Source organism: Mitsuaria chitosanitabida ATCC BAA-476 = NBRC 102408, assembly GCF_001598255.1.
Taxonomy (GTDB): Bacteria; Pseudomonadota; Gammaproteobacteria; order Burkholderiales; family Burkholderiaceae_C; genus Roseateles; species Roseateles chitosanitabidus.
In genome coordinates this window covers 63,714-79,827 of the sequence record NZ_BCYP01000026.1, presented here as the reverse complement: position 1 = coordinate 79,827, position 16,114 = coordinate 63,714, and the positions used below count along the sequence as shown (strand labels likewise).

The window sequence follows — 16,114 nt, the reverse complement described above, 5'->3', positions numbered from 1 at the left end:
CTCCACACACACGGCTCCGGCCCGCTGCCCGTGTCGTCAGGCACGCGAGGAACGCCAGACGCGTTCAGCGCTCAGGGCGAGTAGCTCTTGCTGCCCCGCAGCGGCATCTTGGCCTTCAACGAGTCGAGCTTGGCGGTGTAGAGCTGCCGCTGCTTGTTGGTGGTGCTGTACTCCTGCGCCATCGCGAGCTCCTTGCGCACGGCGTCCCAGTCGCCCAGGCCGACGTTGGCCATCGCCATCCAGAAATGGAACTCGTGGTAGTAGGCCGAACGCGAGATCTCCTTGGCGAAGAAGTCGCGCGCGGCGGCGTAGTGACCGGCCTTCATCTCGGCCACGCCCAGGTCGAAGAACTTGAACGGCGGATAGGGCTGGAGCTGCGCCAGCTTGTCCTCGACCTGCTTGGCATCGGCGAGCTGCCCGGTCGAGCGCAGCAGCGAGGCGAGGTTGGACATCGCCTGCGTGTTGGCGGGCTCGCGCTGCAGCACGCCGCGGAAGGCGGTCTCGGCCAGCGCCGGATGGCCGTGCCGCCGGTAGATCACGCCCAGCGTGTTCAGCGAGGTCAGCAGCCGCGGGTCGTGCAGCCAGGCCGCCCGCGCCCACCAGTAGGCGCGGTCCAGCTGCGACTGCGACATCAGCTCGGCGGCGCGGTTGTTCAGGTACATCGCGACGATGGTGCGCTCGTCCAGCGTGATGGCCCGCTGCGCGCGGATCTTGGCGCCGGGCAGGAAGTCCACCACCAGCGAGGGCTCCTCGTCGGTGACGACGCGGAAGGCGTTGGGCCGCCGGCCCAGCGCGATGTTGACGTGGCCCGAGACCACCTGCAGGTCGCCGACGCGGCTCCACTGCTCCTCCTCGTAGATCTGCCGGAAGAGCACCGGCACGCCGATCTCGCGCGCGAAGACCGCGGTCATCATCGCCAGCGACAGGCAGTTGCCCGATCGCGCGTCGAAGGCCTCGGCGGCGGTGCGGGTCTCCTCGGCGTCGTACTCCAGCTGCAGGTCGCCCTTGGTGTAGAGCGCCTCCAGCAGCAGGTTGCGGGCGTCGCGCAGCTCGAAGGCGCCGAGGCCGGAGAGGCGCGGCACCTTGGTGTGGATGAACTCGCGCATCTGGGGCGTGATCGCCATCACCTCCTCGGGATCGATGCGGTCGGTGGTCGGCGCGAAGAGCTCGTCATGGACCAGCACGACCTGGTCGGTGCGCGCGGTCGGCGGGGTCGAGCAGGCGCTCAGCGCCATCACGGCGACCGCCGCCACCCCCAGCGCCGCGACGCGACCTCCCGACAGGACCTGCGCCAGCCGTCGCCTCAGGCTGCGGGGATCTCGTCCCCGAAGGGACCGCGGGGTGAGCGTCCTGGCCGACGCGACGAGGGGGGAAGCATCCATGACCATCTCCGATGCGGCCTCTGACAGGGCCGCTGGGAAAGGATGCTAGCCCTCCCGCGCGCTGTGCGCACGCCCGTGCGACGGACACGGCTTTCGCGGGCGCGAACCCGGTCACGCCCCGGTCGCCGCCCCACCCGATCGCGGGGCCTCGGCACCGGCGCCGAGCGCGCCTCCCGGGCTCAGCGCGCCACGACGAACACGGTCACGCTGCGCGCCGGCACCTGGACGCGGCCGCTCGCGCGGTCAAGCGTCGACGACTGCCGGACCCGCTGGTCGGCGGCTCCCGCCGCGCGCTGGACCGGATGCAGGCGCCAGGCGAAGCCGGCCTCCTCGGGCAGCGTCAGCGTTGCCGGCGCGGCGCCGGCATTGATCACGTAGAGCAGCCGGTCGAAGACCGCATCGGCGCGGCCCCGTCCGTCCAGTCGGCCGACGATCACCCCGGCCTGCTGCCCCGGTCCGGTGTTGTGGAAGACCAGACGACGCCGGATCTCCGCCGGGTCGGCCAGCCGCAACAGCGGCGTGCTGGCGCGCACGCGCAGCAGGTCCATGAAGGCGCGGCTGGTCCAGGCGATGGTGGCCGGGTCAGGCTTGGCCGGCAGCGCGAGGTAAGGCAGGAGCGGCGGCGCCTCCCCCTGGGGGCCGGACCGCTGTGCCGTCGGCGGCAGCCCGATGCCGAACCCGTTGTCCGTCATCGACCAGTCCAGCCGGTTGAACCCGTCGCCCGAGTCGTAGCTGTTCCCGTCCAGCGACTTGGAGCGCAGCAGCTCGCCGCCGGCATGGAAGTAGGCGATGCCCTGGCTCAGGGCATTCAGGCCCAGGGCGACGATCTGCGTGCGGGCGCGGTCCTCGACGCGGGTCGTGGCCGGCAGCTTCAGCACCAGCGCGTCGAACAGCGTCATGTTGTCGTGGTTCTCGACGTAGTTGACGACCTCCGCCGGCACCGAGGCGTAGCCGCCCGGCTGGCCGCCGTAGGGCAGCTGTTCGCCGGTGACGCGTCGGCCGTCGGCCGTCTCCAGCGGGTAGTCGCGCAAGGTGCCGGCCATCGCCAGCTTGAGCAGGTCCGACTGGCGCAGCAGCTCCTCGCGGCGCGCCGCGTCGGCGGGATCGGCCGGCACGATGAAACCCGGATGGCGGACCGCCTCCGCCGGGCCGTCGCCGGCCGCGCCGCCGCGCACCGCGTCGCGGCCGCGGTCGCTGAAGGTGCCGATGCCGGTGCCGTTCAGCGACAGCTGCGAGGCCTGCACGAAGCGCCGGCCGTCGGCGACCTCGCCGAAGTTCCAGCCCTCGCCGATCAACTGCACCTCGCGGCCCAGCTCGCGCTTGAGCCGCGCCTGCAGCTGCTCCATCACCGCGCGTGGCTGATGGCCCATCAGGTCGAAGCGGAAGGAGGCGATCTTGTACGCGCGCGCCCAGGTCACCACCGAGTCGACGAGCAGCTTGCCCATCATGCGGTGCTCGGTGGCCGTGTTGTCGCAGCAGGTGGAGGTCTCGACCTGGCCCGTCGCGCCCAGCCGCTGGTAGTAGCCGGGGACGATGCGGTCCAGCACCGACTGGGCCGCCTGGCCCGAGGTGCTGGTGTGGTTGTAGACCACGTCCATGCCCACGCGCAGCCCCGCCGCGTGCAGGCCCATCACCATCGATCGCAGCTCGCGCACGCGGACGGCGCCGTCGTTGGCGTCGCTCGCGTAGCTGCCCTCGGGCGCGGTGTAGTGGAAGGGGTCGTAGCCCCAGTTGAAGCAGTCCCGGGCCGCGCCCTCGCGCGCCGCCCGCGCGACCGCCTCGGGGCCGGCGCTCCGGGGCGGCATCGGCGGCGCCTGGCAAGCGCGCTCGGGGACCGAGGCGATGTCGAAGATCGGCAGCAGGTGCACGTCGGTCAGCCCGGCGCGCGACAGCTCGCGCAGATGGCGCATGCCTTGCGAGCGCTGCTGCGTGAAGGCCAGGTACTTGCCGCGCATCGCCGCGGGGACGCTCGTGTCGTCGCGGGAGAAGTCGCGCACGTGCAGCTCGTAGACCACCATGTCGGTGGGGGTCCTCACGCGGTCGGGGATGCGGCTCGCGTCCCAGCCGGCGGGCTTGAGGCGCGGCTCGTCCAGATCAGCGACGTAGCTGCGCGCAGAGTCGGCCGACAGGCTCACCGCATAGGGATCGGTGACCAGGTTGCGCACGCGGCCCAGGCCGGGGACGAAGACCTCGACCAGGTAGCGGTAGGAGTCGCCCGGGCGCACGCCGGGCGCGGTCGCGGACCAGATCCCGGTGCGGTCGTCGCGGGCCAGCGGGAGGCGCGCGCTCGCCGGCGCGTCGGGGCCGGGATAGGCGCAGAGCTCGACGCGATCGGCCGTCGGCGCCCAGAGCTTGAAGCTCGCGCGCTCGCCGCTGAGCGACACGCCCAGCGCGGGCTCGCTCTCGGCGGCGGCATAGAGCGCGTCGAGCGCGCGCGCGGACTGCGCGGCACTCCAGCGCCGCACGCGGCCCTGCGCGTCCTCGACGGCAAGCACGACCTGACCCCGATGCAGCGCCTGGGCATCGGCCATGTCGGGCGTGGACGCCGTGCCGGCGGAACCCGCCGCGGCGGGCGGCGGCGCGTCGGGCAGCGCGAACTGGACGTCGGTCTGGAGGTAGCGCGTCTGGTCGGCGATCTCGGTGGAGAGCGGCTCGGTCGATGGCGAGAGCGTGAGGCTGCGGTCCGCACCCGTGATGCGGCCGTCGGTCAGCGTCAGCACGCCGGCGGCGGAGCGATGCAGGCGCACGACCTCGCCCGGATGGAGCGTCAGGCCTGGCCAGAGAAGGCGGCGGGCATCGATCCACACCGGCTGAGGGAGACCGTCGGGCTTGGCGAAGGCGGGCGAGATCGGCGTGATCACCGTCGCCAGCGGGCCGGCGCAGGCGGCAGCCTCGTCCGGCGTACTGAGCGCGCTCCCACCCTCACCCCCGCCCTCTCCCGCCCCGCGGGAGAGGGAGTTCGTCGACGCGACCTGCCCCGCATTCGCGCCTCGCGAGACCTGACCAATTTGCGGAGCCTGACCGGCCTGAGCAGCCTGACCAATTTGCGGAGCCTGACCGGCTTGAGCCGCCTGACCAATTTGCGGAGCCTGACCGGCTTGAGCAGCCTGGCCGACTTGCGGAGCCTGGCTGCCTTGAGCGGCCTGACCGACTTGCGGGCCGAAGAGGCTCATCGCCGCGAGCAGCGGCAACAGGCGGTACGGGTGCGATCGCGATCCCATCGGGTCTCCATGTTCTTGTGTGCCGCTCACGGGTCTGGAACGGTCGACAAAGATGGTAGCAAAACTACATATCAGGGGTATCAGGACTTCCCTTCAAACACCAATCCTTCTATGCTGCCCAGCGCTTGAAGCCCTGGGTGCCGCCATCGATTGGCGCTTTCCGGCGGCGACAAGATTCGTACTTTTGCTACACACAACAAGACTCCGGAGACCTGCCGCATGAAGCGCGCCCCGCTCGCCGCCTCGATCGCCGTCCTGATGTCCGCCGCCGGCCTGGCGGCAGGCATGAACGCCGCGATCGCCGCCGGACACCCCGCCCCACCGGTCGACCTGTCCGCGGTCCCGGAACGCCTGGGGCGCAGCACTCTGCCCGAGGGCTGGCAGCACGGCGCCTTCATCGAGATCTTCGTGCGCGGCTACCAGGACAGCGATGGTGACGGCGTCGGCGACCTGCGCGGGCTGATCGGCCGGCTCGACTACCTCAAGGACCTCGGCATCAAGGGCATCTGGCTGATGCCCATCACCGCCAGCGCCGATCACGACCACGGCTACGCGATCGCCGACGACCGCGCGATCGAGCCGCAGTACGGCACGCTGGCCGACTTCGACGAGCTGCTGCGCGAGGCCCACAAGCGCGGCATCGGCGTGGTCATGGACTACATCCTGAACCACGCGGCCCGCGAGCATCCGCTGTTCCAGGCCGCCGCGGCCGATCCGAAGAGCCCCTGGCGCGACTGGTTCGTGTGGTCGGACGCGCCGCTGTCCACGCTCAAGGACTGGGACATCTGGGGCCACACGCCCTGGTATCTGCCGGGCGAGGAAGTCCCGCAGGTCGCCGAGGGCGCCAGCGCCCCGCCCAAGCCGGACGCGCCGGCCGGCACGCCGCGCTACTTCGCGGTGTTCGGGCCGCACATGCCCGACTTCAACATGCGCAATCCGGCGGTGGTGCGGTACCACGCCGACAGCCTGCGCTTCTGGCTCAACCGCGGGCTGGACGGCTTCCGGCTGGACGCCGTCCCGCATCTGATCGAGAACAGCGCCAAGGACTGGAACGACCAGCCCGAGAGTCGCCAGCTGACCGGCTGGTACACGCAGCAGATCAAGCGCTATCCGCGCCGCTACGTCGTCTGCGAGGCGACCGCCGAGCCGCGCGTCTACACCCGCGACGAGGTCTGCGGCAGCGCCTTCGCCTTCGGACTGGAGCGCGCCGTCATCGACGCGGCCAAGGGCGGCCAGGCGTCGGCCGAGGCGGTCGCCCAGGTGGCCGACTTCTTCAAGACCGCGCCGCTGAGCATGGCGACCATGCTGAGCAATCACGACATCTTCGCGGGCAAGCGGGCCTGGGACCAGTTCGGCGGCGACGAGTCGCGCTACAAGCTGGCCGCCGCGACCTACCTGCTGCTGCCGGGCACACCCTTCATCTATTACGGCGAGGAGATCGGCCAGGCCGGCGTCGACGGCCTGCCGGGCGACGAGCCGCTGCGCGCGCCGATGAGCTGGAATGCCGATGGCCAGGGCTTCAGCGCCGGCAAGCCCTTCCGGCCGGTGTCGCCGAACGCGGCCTCCCACAACGCGCAGGCACAGGCGGCCGACCCGGGCTCGCTGCTGAACTTCTACAAGGCCATGCTGGCGCTGCGCAACAGCCAGCCCGCGATCGCGCGCGGCAGCTACGAGGCTCCCCTCGCGCAAGGCCAGGTGCTGAGCTTCCAGCGCGCCTGGCGCGGTCAGCGCGTGCTGGTCGTCGTCAACTATGGCGACGAGGCCGCCACGGCCACGCCGACGCTGCCCGCCAAGGCGCGCCTGGCGTCGCTGTATCCGGCGGCGGGCGCCGCGGGTTCGGCCGCCACGCAGGCCGCGAGCAAGGTCGGCGCGGCGGATGCCGCTGACGCCACGAATGCAGCCGGCGCAGCGGGGATGAGCGCCGCCGACCTCCGTGCCGACGCCCGAGGCGCGGTGTCAATTCCGATGCCGGCGCGCTCGGTGCGCGTTTTCCGTCTACGCTGAGGGCCCGCGCGATGCGTTCGTCGTCCGATCCGTCACCGCGTCCACCGCTCGCCCCGTCGCCCGACACGTCCGACACCGCCGCCATGCCCTCGTCATCGTCGCCGCTCACGCTCTCGCGACGATCCGCCCTCTTTCTTCCTCTCGTCCTGAGCCTCACCGCCATGACCCAGCCCTCGGTCGCCGTCGCCGCGACGGCCGCTCCTTCCTCCGGCACCGCGCCGGCCGGCACGTCCCCGCGCCTCGCCCACGTCGAGCCGCCGCACTGGTGGGTGGGCATGGCCCGCCCCGAGCTCCAGGTGATGCTGCACGGCAGCGGCATCGGCGCGCTCGAGGTCGACATCGCCCCGATGCCCGGCGTGACCTTGGTCGGCACGCGGCGTGGCGACAGCCCCAACTACCTCTTCGTCGACCTGCGCGTCGATCCCTCGACCGCGCCCGGCACGCTGACGCTGCGCCTGCGGCGCGGGGGTCAGGTCGTGCTCGAACACCCCTATGCGCTGCTCGCGCGTGCCGCCGGCTCCGCGCAGCGCGAGAGCTTCGGCCCGAAGGACGCGATCTACCTGGTCGTCCCCGACCGCTTCGCCGACGGCGATCCCCGCAACGACGAGGTCGCCGGCATGGCCGAGGGCGCCAACCGCGCCGACCCGGGCGGTCGCCACGGCGGCGACCTGGCCGGCCTGATCGCGCATCTGGATTACATCGCCGGCATGGGCTTCACCATGCTGTGGCCCACGCCGCTTTCGGAGAACGACAGCCCCAAGTGGAGCTATCACGGCTACGCCGCGACCGATTTCTACAAGATCGATCCGCGCTTCGGCGGCAATGAGGACTACGTGCGCCTGAGCGTCGAAGCCAGGCGCCGCGGCGTCGGCCTGATCCAGGACATCGTGCTGAACCACATCGGCGGCCATCACTGGTGGATGGCGGACCTGCCGACGGCGGACTGGGTCAACACCTGGCCCCAGTACACCGAGACGCATCACGCGCGCATGACGCTGCAGGACCCGTACGCGGCGCCCAGCGACCGCAAGCGTTTCAGCGACGGCTGGTTCAGCCCCGGCATGCCCGACCTGAACCAGCGCCAGCCGCTGCTGGCGACCTACCTGACGCAGATGAGCCTGTGGTGGATCGAGCACGCCGGCCTGGCGGGCGTGCGCACCGACACCTACAGCTACTCCGACAAGGACTTCCTGGCCGCCTGGTCCCGGCGCCTGAAGGAGGAGTACCCGAAGCTGAACATCGTCGGCGAGGAGTGGAGTTCCCACCCGGCGGTCGTGTCCTACTGGCAGGCGGGCAAGCGCAACCATGACGGCTACGTCTCGTCGCTGCCCAGCCTGATGGACTTCCCGCTGCAGGAGGCGCTGCTGGCCGGCCTGAACGTGAAGGACGCGCACGACGGCGGCTTCACGCGCGTGTACGAGGCGCTCGCGCACGACTTCGTCTATCCAGACCCCGGCAACCTGGTGCTCTTCGAGGGCAACCACGACACGCCGCGCGTGTACAGCGTGCTGCACGAGGACCTGGCGCTGACGAAGATGGCGTGGTCCTACATCAGCGTGGTCAAGCGCATCCCGCAGTTCTTCTACGGGACCGAGATCCTGATGGAGAGCCCGCGCCACCGCGACGACGGCGTGGTGCGCTCGGACTTCCCGGGCGGCTGGGCGGGCGACAAGATCGACGCCTTCACCGGCGCCGGCCTGACCGACCGCCAGCGCGAGGCGCAGACCTTCCTGCGACGGCTGCTCACCTGGCGCAAGTCCGAGCGCCTGGTGCATGACGGCGCGCTGATGCAGTACGCGCCGCTGGGCGGCAGCTACGTGCTGTTCCGCTACGACGCGGCGCAGGGCCTGAAGGGCCGTCGGGTGATGCTGGTGCTGAACAAGACCGACGGTCCGCACGAGCTGGACCTGACGCGCTTCGCCGAGATGATCCAGGCCGGCGACACCGCCACCGACGTGATCACCGGCGAGCGCCACACGCTGGGCCGCACGCTCACCGTGCCGGCGCGGTCGGTGACGGTGCTGAGCATCGAGTGATTGCCGGGTCGGCGGCCCAACGATCGGGAGATCACCGGGCCGCCGATCGCGAATGCCGCTGTCGGAACGGGCGCCTGGCCCGTGCTGTCGAGCTGGCGATGCGTTCCAACTGGATCGGCCAATTCCAGAGCGCGACAGTTGGGCATTGCCTCGCGCTTGTTTGATCAAGTTCGGCTTGAGTCGATGGGGTCGACTTGAACTGACCATCCCGCGCGACTGTCTCCAGCAGTCGCGGTAGCGGACCGACTTGAATCCTCTAGGCAGTCTCCCGAGCAGGACATTCCCTGAATGGGCGTGCCGAAGACGGTGCTGGACACTCGTTCCGCGGCCGCCAATCAACCCGATTCAAACTCGGATCGGATCGTCACATCGAACTGGAGAAGTCAATGATCCAAGAACTGACCCAAGGAGAGATCTCGATGGGTCAGAACCCGTATCTGCCATGAAGATGCTCCCCATCCTCATTCTTGCGATCCCTCTACTCTCCATCGCTGATGAAAGGCAGATTGCCCATACCGACGGCCGCACGATATGGATCGAGAACGGGCCGATCGGGCTCCAGGACATCGAGTTCATCGAGGCGATGTTCAACAAGCACTGGAACATCGAGGAGATCCGGTTGCGCGACATCCCGGGCGGCGACTCGATCGCGGACAAGTTCCTCTTCGCGAAATTCGCCAACAAGCGGATCGTCGTATCCGGGAAATGCCTGTCGGTTTGCACGCTCCTTGCATTGGCAGGCGACCCCATCGTTCTTGAGACCGACGCGGTGCTTGCCCTTCACGGCACCTATTCGAGCGTCGATGGTCGCCTCAATGAGGACCTGTCCCTGTCCAACCTGGACTGGTTGGCGGGACGCCTCCCGGCGATCCCGAAGGCGGCCCTGCGGACGGCGCTCACCTACCCTCGACGGGACGAGCAAGGCATGGTGATCGCCCCCGCGCAAGACGGCTCACGACACATCGTGGTCATGCTGTGCGAGCGCTTGCCTGATGGCTGCACGCAGGTGACCACCTTGGCCGAAGGCGAATCCCGGCTGACGATCGCCCCGGCCGCCAAGCCCTGAGACCGCGCGTTTCCCGCTCAGGGCTTCATCCGCAAGGGCATCCGCGTCTCCAAGTCCTTGGGCTGATACGCCGGCTCGAACCGGCAGGTCGAGCCCAGCGTCGCCTTGGCCTTCTCGCAGCCCGCCGCGATGCCCTCCGGCGTCGGCTTGCGGCCCTGCTCCACCCAGCTGGTCAACGCCTCCATCAGCGCGGCATAGGTGGGATCGCTCAGGTAGCTGTGGTCCTTGTCGCCGGTGTAGGTCTGCACCAGCGCATCCCCGCGACCGGCCGCGGCCATGGTCTTGCCGAAGACCTCCTGCAACTCCACCATCGCCGTCGGATCGTGGATCGCGTGCACCGTCAGCACCGGCACCGGGATCCGGCCGCCCAGGTCGGCGTCGGCCGACAGCGTCGCGATCGCCTGGGGATCGGCCTTGAAACGCGGCACGCCGGCATTCAGCGCGGCGTCGTCCGAGGAGCCCGCGTACACCACGCCCTCGTTGCCGAAGGGACTCGCCCCCCCGGTGCGCTTGAAGGTCACGTCCTGGAAGTGCCAGGTCGCCCAGTTCAGATGCGCCTGGATGCTGCGCTCCTGGATGTGCACCACGTCCACGATGGTCTTGACCTTGCGCGCCTGCTCCGGCGTGCGCTCGGCCGCCGGCTTGTTCAGGCCCAGGCAGTCGTCCACCCGCTTCGCCAGCTCGTGCTGCTTCAGGGTCGAGTCCAGCGGCAGCCCGATGTTCAGCGGGTACTGCGGCTCGCTGGGCAGCGGGTGGTTGTGGCACAGGTACTGGTAGACCGCCCGCAGGTCCATGCGGAAGTCGTAGCTCCGGGTCGCGCCGCCCAGCACGCCCGAGGTCAGCAGCACACCGTCGTAGGGCTTGCCCTGCGCGAAGTTCTCAGCCTCCTTGGCCGCCACGCTCGCGCCCCAGGACTGCCCGTGCAGCCACACATGCCGGGGCTTGGCGACCTTGGCGATGAAGAGCTTGCGCAGCCGCTCCGTGTCCTCGCCCGCGGCGGTGACGGCGACGCCGCCCTGCCGATAGCTCGACGCCGCCCAGGCGTAGCCCAGCCTCGGCATGATCGACCAGCGCTCCAGGTCCTCCGCCACCCGCTTGGCCGTCGGCGCGCCGAGGAAAGGCCCGCCATGCGCGTGCAGCACGAGGTCGCCGTTCCACTGCCGGGGCATCGCGATCAGGTAGAACGCGCCCGCCCGGTCCTTCCCGGACAGGCAGGTCGTGCCCTCGCCCACGCCCGCGGGGCAGGCCGTGGGCACGGGCGCGGCCTCGCCGGTCACCTCGGTCGCCGCTGAGCCCTGGAGCACGAAAGGCGGCGCGTCCTTCGCCGCGTCTTTCGCGACAGCGGCGGACATGCCCAAGCTCAGCGTCAGCGCGATCCATGCGCCCGAACGCGCGATCCGCATCGTTCGCATGCGGCGCGTCCCGCGGTCCGTGCGCGTCGTCCGCCTCGTGAGCGCCGTCCGCGCGTTTGCCTGCATCGTCATCCTGATCTCCGATCCCGTCTCGGGTTCAAGCCGCCATCGCGGCCATCGCTGGCGCCATCGCGCCGGGAGCCGCGCCGCGACGGCGACGCAGCCACATCAAGCCCACGCCCAGTCCGACCAGCGCCAGCGTCGCCGGCTCCGGCACCGCGGCGAGGCCGAGCTGCGCGCTGGCGACCCGCTGCAGCAGGCCGGCGTCCTTCGCGCTGATGCCCAGGTCGCGCGCCGCGATCTCGTTCAGGCCCAGCGTCGCCGGATCCAGCCCGGTGATCGTGCCGAACAGCGTCAGCGCGCTCAAGTAGGAGCCGTACTTGCTCGCATGGGTGCCGTCGTCGAACCACAGGTCGATCAAGCCATCCGACATCGCCGACGGCGCATACATGTCCGGCGTCGCGACGCCGTCGGCGATCGCCCGCATGAAGGCGTCGCCCACCGGGGCGATGCCGGCGATGCCGCCCGAGCCGTCCGCGCCCGCCGCCAGCGCCGCGCCGAGATAGGCGCCGCGCAGGTCATCCGTCATCGCCTGCAGGCTCGTGTAGAAGGAGGTCGCCGGCACGCCGGTCGGGATGACGGCGCCGGTCACCGGATCGGTGGTCGTCTGGCTTGGCGCGTCGACCAGGTTGGGCCGGGCCCAGGTCTGGTACAGGTAGACCTGCGCGTTCGGGTTGGCGTTCGCGTTGGCCGGGATGTTGCGCAGGGTGCCGCAGGTGCCGGCGGACGCGCCGGTGATGTCGGCGCACTTCGCGTTCGTGCCGCCGATCAGGTCGCGCTCGCGGTAGCTCAGCGCGTTGCCCTGGTGGATCCAGTTCTCGATCAGATCGGCGTAGGTGCTGAAGTAGGCGGGGTTCGAGGCCAGGCCCGGCTGCCGGGTCAGCGGCTCGTCGCTCTGCTCCTGCAGCACGACCTTGTCCCAGGCCTGCGAGCCGATGTTGCCGCGCAGGTCCCAGCCCGCGCCGTTGCTGTTGAGGAACTGCCCGCGCAGCGAGGCCGCGTTGCGCGCCGAGAGGGACACGTCGTAGTCCAGCCCGACCTCGACGGTGAACTGCTTGAAGATGCCCGCGACGCCGCCCCAGGGATGGGGCTCGAAGCTGTTGGCCCCGCTCGGGTTCGTCGCGTACATCGCGGCGGTGAGGTCGTGGACGTTGGCGGCGTTGTAGCTCATCACCGGATCGACGCGGCCGAAGGTGTAGCTGTTGCCGACGAACAGGATCCTGGTGGCTTCGGCATGGGCGCCGAAGGACGCCAGCGACGCGGCCACGAGCGCGGCCGCGCCGGCCAGGCGCTGGGGAGAGGTCATGAAGGACATGCTGAGGCTCCTGCGTTGCTGGGGCTTGTCGCCGGCTTGAAGCGGCCATGAAGCCGCGACCGGACCGGCGACGCGCCCGAGGGACATGGGTCAGAAGTTGTGGCGCACGCCGGCCTCGACGCCGCCGCTGTCGCCGCCGGCCAGCGTCGACGCGACACCGACGTTGAAGCGCATCGCGGGGCCCTTGTTGTCGATGCGGGCGATGTTCCCGTAGAGCGCCGTGCGCTTGGACAGGTCGAGGACGTAGCCCATCGCGATATGCGTCGCGTCGCTGGCCACGCCCTTGGCGCTCAGCCAGGTGTAGGCGAAACGCAGCTCGCCGGGTCCGAGCCGCCATTGCGTGCCCAGCATGCGCGCCACCGTCTTGGTGACGCCGACCTTGTTCTCGCCCCACAGCGCCATCAGCTTGGCGGGCCCGACCTGCCAGGTCGCGCCGACGTTGCTCTGCGTGTAGTCGCCGGTGGCGTAGCGCGTGCGGGACATCGCGCCGGAGACGTTGATGTCCTCGTTGCGCCAGCCCAGGCGCGCGCCCTGCAGGTCGCCGTCGCGATGTGTGGGCCCGGCGCCCTGCTCGCCCAGCGCGACCATCACGTGCGCGTAGAAACCGTTGATGCCCGAGGGCGTGAAGTAGCCGATCGAGTTGGACGCCCGCACGTTGGTGCGCGCCGTCGTGCCGCCGGCCGCGACCGGATAGAACATCAGCCCCGAGCTGCCCACGCCGTTGGTGCCGAAGGGATGCATGGAGGTCGTGAGGTTGCCGAACGAGGGCACGTAGTCGCGGCCCAGGCGCAGCTCGCCCCAGGGGCCGGAGACCTGCACCGTCGCACGGCGGCCCCAGGTGAGACCGCCGCTGACCGAATCCTTGTTGTTGGTGCTGGTGGCGCCGCTCGTGCCGTCGTCGACGGAGACGGCGGACTCCAGCCAGAAGCCCACCTTCAGGCCGCCGCCCAGGTCCTCGGTGCCGCGCACGCCGAAGCGGCTGGAGGTGTTGCCGTCGCTGTTGACGAAGTAGCGGGTGTCGGCGCCGCTGGCCTTGATCGCCTGCACGCCGATGTCCAGCAGCCCGAACACCTGCACGCCGCTCTCCTGCGCCCACGCCGCCGGCGCGAAGGCCGCGGTCGCCGTGGCCGCCGCCATCCACGCGGCCCGGGCCGGCGCGCGCCCCGACCTTCTCGCCCGCCGCGCGGCGTCGGCCGCGCGCGTCGTCGCGCCGGCCGTGGACCTCGTCGTCATCCTCGATGCGTTCTTCACTGTCTTGTCTCCGTCTGGTTGTCGTCGTGTCCTCGTCGGGACCGTGATCGGAAGGTCGGCGCGGGTCCGGCGATGCCGCCGGGCCCGTTCGCGCTATCCGGGGCGGACCTTAGTGACCGCGCTCCATAGCGTCAAATACACTGAATCGCAGAGTCCGAGACGTTTTCGATATGGAGCGGACGCCGCCGCCATCGCGCCCTCGCGCCGATCGGCCGCCGCGCGTCACGCCCGAAGGACCTGGAGACCCCTGGCGATGGACCTGAGACACCTGCGCTATTTCGTGACGGTCGCGGAGACCGGCCACATGACGCGCGCCGCGGCGCTGCTGGGCATGCAGCAGCCGCCGCTGAGCCAGCAGATCAAGACGCTGGAGCAGGAGCTCGGCCTGTCCCTGCTGCACCGGCATCCCAAGGGCGTGAGCCTGACCGACGCGGGCCGGCACTTCCTCGACGAAGCCAGGCGCCTGCTGCGCGACTTCGGCGACATGCGCGAGCGCATGGACCGCCTCGCGGGCGGGCAGCACGGGCTGCTGTCGGTGGGCTTCACCAGCTCGGCGGCGGCGCATGCGTTCACGCCGGCGGTGCTGCGCGCGTGCCGCGGGGAGCACCCGGGCATCGCGCTCTCGATGACCGAGAACAACGCCGCCGAGCTGATCGACGCGATCGCCAAGTCGCGCCTGCACTGCGGCTTCCTGCGCGTGCCGGTGGCGCGGCCCGAGGGCCTGAGCTTCGAGCCCCTGCTGAGCGAACCCGCGCTGCTGGCGCTGCCGCTGGACCATCGCCTGGCCGAGGCGCCGCGCGCGGCGACGACGCCGGTGCCGCTGGGCGAGCTCGAGGGCGAGGACCTGATCCTCGTGCGCCGTCCCGGCGCGCCCGGCCTCTACGCCAACCTGCTGGCGCTGTGCGAGCGCGAGGGCGTGCGCCCGCGCAGCTTCGTCGAGGTCGACCGGATGATGATGAACCTCAACCTGGTCGCGGCGGGCGCCGGCATCTCGGTGGTGCCGGCGTCGATGCGTGGCGTGCATGCCCACTCCATCGTGTTCCGGCCGCTGCCACGCCACGCGCGGCTGGAGGCGCCGCTCACGCTGGCCTGGCGGACGCACGACCAGGAAGGGCCGACGGCCACCTTCCTCGCCCTCGCCCGCCGCATCGCGAAGGCGCACGGCGATGCGTAGGCGCGAGGCGATCCAGCGGGCCGCGGCCGCGATCGGCGCCCTCGCGGGCGCTCCCCCGGGCGGCCTCGTGGATGGCGTCGCGACCGGCATCGCGGGGGGCGTCGTGGGCGGCCTCGCGGCGGGCCTCGCCGCGATGGCCCCGGGAAGCGCCGCGGCGGCCACGAGCACGTCGGCGTCCTCCAGCGCGCCGGCCTGGCCGACGCGCCCGCTGCACCTGCTGGTGGCCTATCCGCCCGGCGGCGTCAGCGACGACACGGCCCGCGCGCTGGCGCAGTTCATCGGCGCCCGGCTGAAGGTGCCTGTGATCGTCGAGAACCGCGCCGGCGCCGGCGGCCTGACCGCGCTGGAATCGCTGGCCCGCGCCGCGCCCGACGGTCAGACCCTCGCCTACTGCGCGATCAGCCCGCTGGTCTTCGCGCCGCCGGGCGCCACGCCCGGCGCGGCGCCCGCGCCCCGGCCCGCCTTCGACGGCCCGCGCGACATCACGCCGGTGGTCAGCGTCATGGACACGCCGGTGCTGGTGCTGGCCCATCCGTCCTTCAGGGCGGACAGCTTCGCGGCCATGCTCGCGGCGGCCCGCGCCGCGCCCGGCCAACTGCGCTGGGCCACCTCGGGCCATGCGACGGTCGGCCACATGGTGCTGGCGCAGATCCGCGCCGCGGCGGGCGTCGACATCATCCACGTGCCCTACAAGGGCGGCGGCCAGCAGCTCACCGACGCGATCGGCGGGCAGTTCGAGCTGCTGTCGTCCAACGTCGCCTCGACGCAGCTGCAGTTCGTGCGGCAGGGCCGGCTGAGGGCGCTGGCGATCGGCTCCCCGGTGCGGCTGCCGGTGCTGCCGGAGGTGCCGACGCTGGCCGAGCTCGGCTACCCCGAGGCCAACCTGGTCTCGACCTTCGGGCTGTTCGCCCCACGCGGCGTCCCGCCGGAACGGCTGCGGCTGATCAACGCCCTGGTCAACGAGGCGCTGCGCCAGCCCGAGATCCGCGCCCGCATCCTGGAGGTCAGCAACCTGCCGACCGGCGGGACCTCGGCGGCCTTCGCGGCGCGCATCGCCAAGGAACGCGAACGCGCCCTGCGCGTCCCGGCGGACTGAACGGTCCCGTCGTCAGGACAGCGATCGGCGGGCGTACCGACGGCCGGCCGGGGACCACCGCCGCCAGCCCCTTGAAGGGCCTCTCGGCGCGTCCCTG

Annotated in this window: 10 protein-coding genes; 5 read left to right on the top strand and 5 right to left on the bottom strand. The window is 71.2% G+C overall.

Annotated features, from left to right (window positions below; genetic code table 11):
• Window positions 1-71: 71 nt before the first annotated feature.
• The gene (locus MCHT01_RS17015) at window positions 72-1,382 is read right to left on the bottom strand and encodes a tetratricopeptide repeat protein (protein ID WP_148661574.1); all 1,311 of its coding nucleotides are present in this window, start codon (window positions 1,380-1,382) and stop codon (window positions 72-74) included.
• 179 nt (window positions 1,383-1,561) lie between these two features.
• Window positions 1,562-4,243 carry an alpha-1,6-glucosidase domain-containing protein gene (locus MCHT01_RS17010; RefSeq protein WP_148661573.1) on the bottom strand — a complete coding sequence of 894 codons (2,682 nt, stop codon included), beginning with the start codon at window positions 4,241-4,243 and terminating at the stop codon, window positions 1,562-1,564.
• 579 nt (window positions 4,244-4,822) lie between these two features.
• Between MCHT01_RS17010 and MCHT01_RS17005 the strand changes: the two genes are divergently transcribed.
• From MCHT01_RS17005 to MCHT01_RS16995, 3 genes are all read left to right on the top strand, one after another.
• The gene (locus tag MCHT01_RS17005) at window positions 4,823-6,607 is read left to right on the top strand and encodes an alpha-amylase family glycosyl hydrolase (RefSeq protein WP_084452840.1); all 1,785 of its coding nucleotides are present in this window, start codon (window positions 4,823-4,825) and stop codon (window positions 6,605-6,607) included.
• Between the two features lie 161 nt (window positions 6,608-6,768).
• Window positions 6,769-8,643 (top strand): glycoside hydrolase family 13 protein, encoded by a 1,875-nt coding sequence (locus MCHT01_RS17000; RefSeq protein WP_067066686.1) that lies wholly within the window; start codon window positions 6,769-6,771, stop codon window positions 8,641-8,643.
• A gap of 442 nt (window positions 8,644-9,085) precedes the next feature.
• Window positions 9,086-9,709, top strand: a complete 624-nt coding sequence (locus MCHT01_RS16995) for a hypothetical protein (RefSeq protein WP_067066684.1) — start codon at window positions 9,086-9,088, stop codon at window positions 9,707-9,709.
• Between the two features lie 17 nt (window positions 9,710-9,726).
• Here the strand turns inward: MCHT01_RS16995 and MCHT01_RS16990 are convergent, their stop codons facing one another.
• The 3 genes from MCHT01_RS16990 to MCHT01_RS16980 form a co-directional block, all read right to left on the bottom strand.
• A complete protein-coding gene (locus MCHT01_RS16990) occupies window positions 9,727-11,061 on the bottom strand; it encodes an alpha/beta fold hydrolase (protein ID WP_067066860.1) in 1,335 nt (444 codons plus the stop codon).
• A 157-nt stretch (window positions 11,062-11,218) separates the two neighbouring features.
• On the bottom strand, window positions 11,219-12,496 hold the full coding sequence (locus MCHT01_RS16985; RefSeq protein WP_067066683.1) for a PEP-CTERM sorting domain-containing protein: 1,278 nt from the start codon (window positions 12,494-12,496) through the stop codon (window positions 11,219-11,221).
• Between the two features lie 90 nt (window positions 12,497-12,586).
• Window positions 12,587-13,729, bottom strand: coding sequence for a porin (locus tag MCHT01_RS16980; RefSeq protein WP_084452836.1), 1,143 nt, complete (start codon window positions 13,727-13,729; stop codon window positions 12,587-12,589).
• Between the two features lie 271 nt (window positions 13,730-14,000).
• Here MCHT01_RS16980 and MCHT01_RS16975 point away from each other — a divergent pair, with 271 nt between their 5' ends.
• Window positions 14,001-14,921, top strand: coding sequence for a LysR family transcriptional regulator (locus MCHT01_RS16975; RefSeq protein WP_067066680.1), 921 nt, complete (start codon window positions 14,001-14,003; stop codon window positions 14,919-14,921).
• A complete protein-coding gene (locus MCHT01_RS16970; protein ID WP_245643371.1) occupies window positions 14,914-16,017 on the top strand; it encodes a Bug family tripartite tricarboxylate transporter substrate binding protein in 1,104 nt (367 codons plus the stop codon). The genes MCHT01_RS16975 and MCHT01_RS16970 overlap by 8 nt, the downstream gene beginning before the upstream one ends.
• Window positions 16,018-16,114: the final 97 nt, after the last annotated feature.

Excerpts from the sequence above, each read along its gene's own strand:
- MCHT01_RS17015 (WP_148661574.1), bottom strand. The coding sequence starts at position 1,382 with ATGGATGCTTCCCCCCTCGTCGCGTCGGCCAGGACGCTCACCCCGCGG.
- MCHT01_RS17005 (WP_084452840.1), top strand. The coding sequence starts at position 4,823 with ATGAAGCGCGCCCCGCTCGCCGCCTCGATCGCCGTCCTGATGTCCGCC.
- MCHT01_RS17000 (WP_067066686.1), top strand. The coding sequence starts at position 6,769 with ATGACCCAGCCCTCGGTCGCCGTCGCCGCGACGGCCGCTCCTTCCTCC.
- MCHT01_RS16995 (WP_067066684.1), top strand. The coding sequence starts at position 9,086 with ATGAAGATGCTCCCCATCCTCATTCTTGCGATCCCTCTACTCTCCATC.
- MCHT01_RS16990 (WP_067066860.1), bottom strand. The coding sequence starts at position 11,061 with ATGTCCGCCGCTGTCGCGAAAGACGCGGCGAAGGACGCGCCGCCTTTC.
- MCHT01_RS16985 (WP_067066683.1), bottom strand. The coding sequence starts at position 12,496 with ATGTCCTTCATGACCTCTCCCCAGCGCCTGGCCGGCGCGGCCGCGCTC.
- MCHT01_RS16980 (WP_084452836.1), bottom strand. The coding sequence starts at position 13,729 with ATGACGACGAGGTCCACGGCCGGCGCGACGACGCGCGCGGCCGACGCC.
- MCHT01_RS16975 (WP_067066680.1), top strand. The coding sequence starts at position 14,001 with ATGGACCTGAGACACCTGCGCTATTTCGTGACGGTCGCGGAGACCGGC.
- MCHT01_RS16970 (WP_245643371.1), top strand. The coding sequence starts at position 14,914 with ATGCGTAGGCGCGAGGCGATCCAGCGGGCCGCGGCCGCGATCGGCGCC.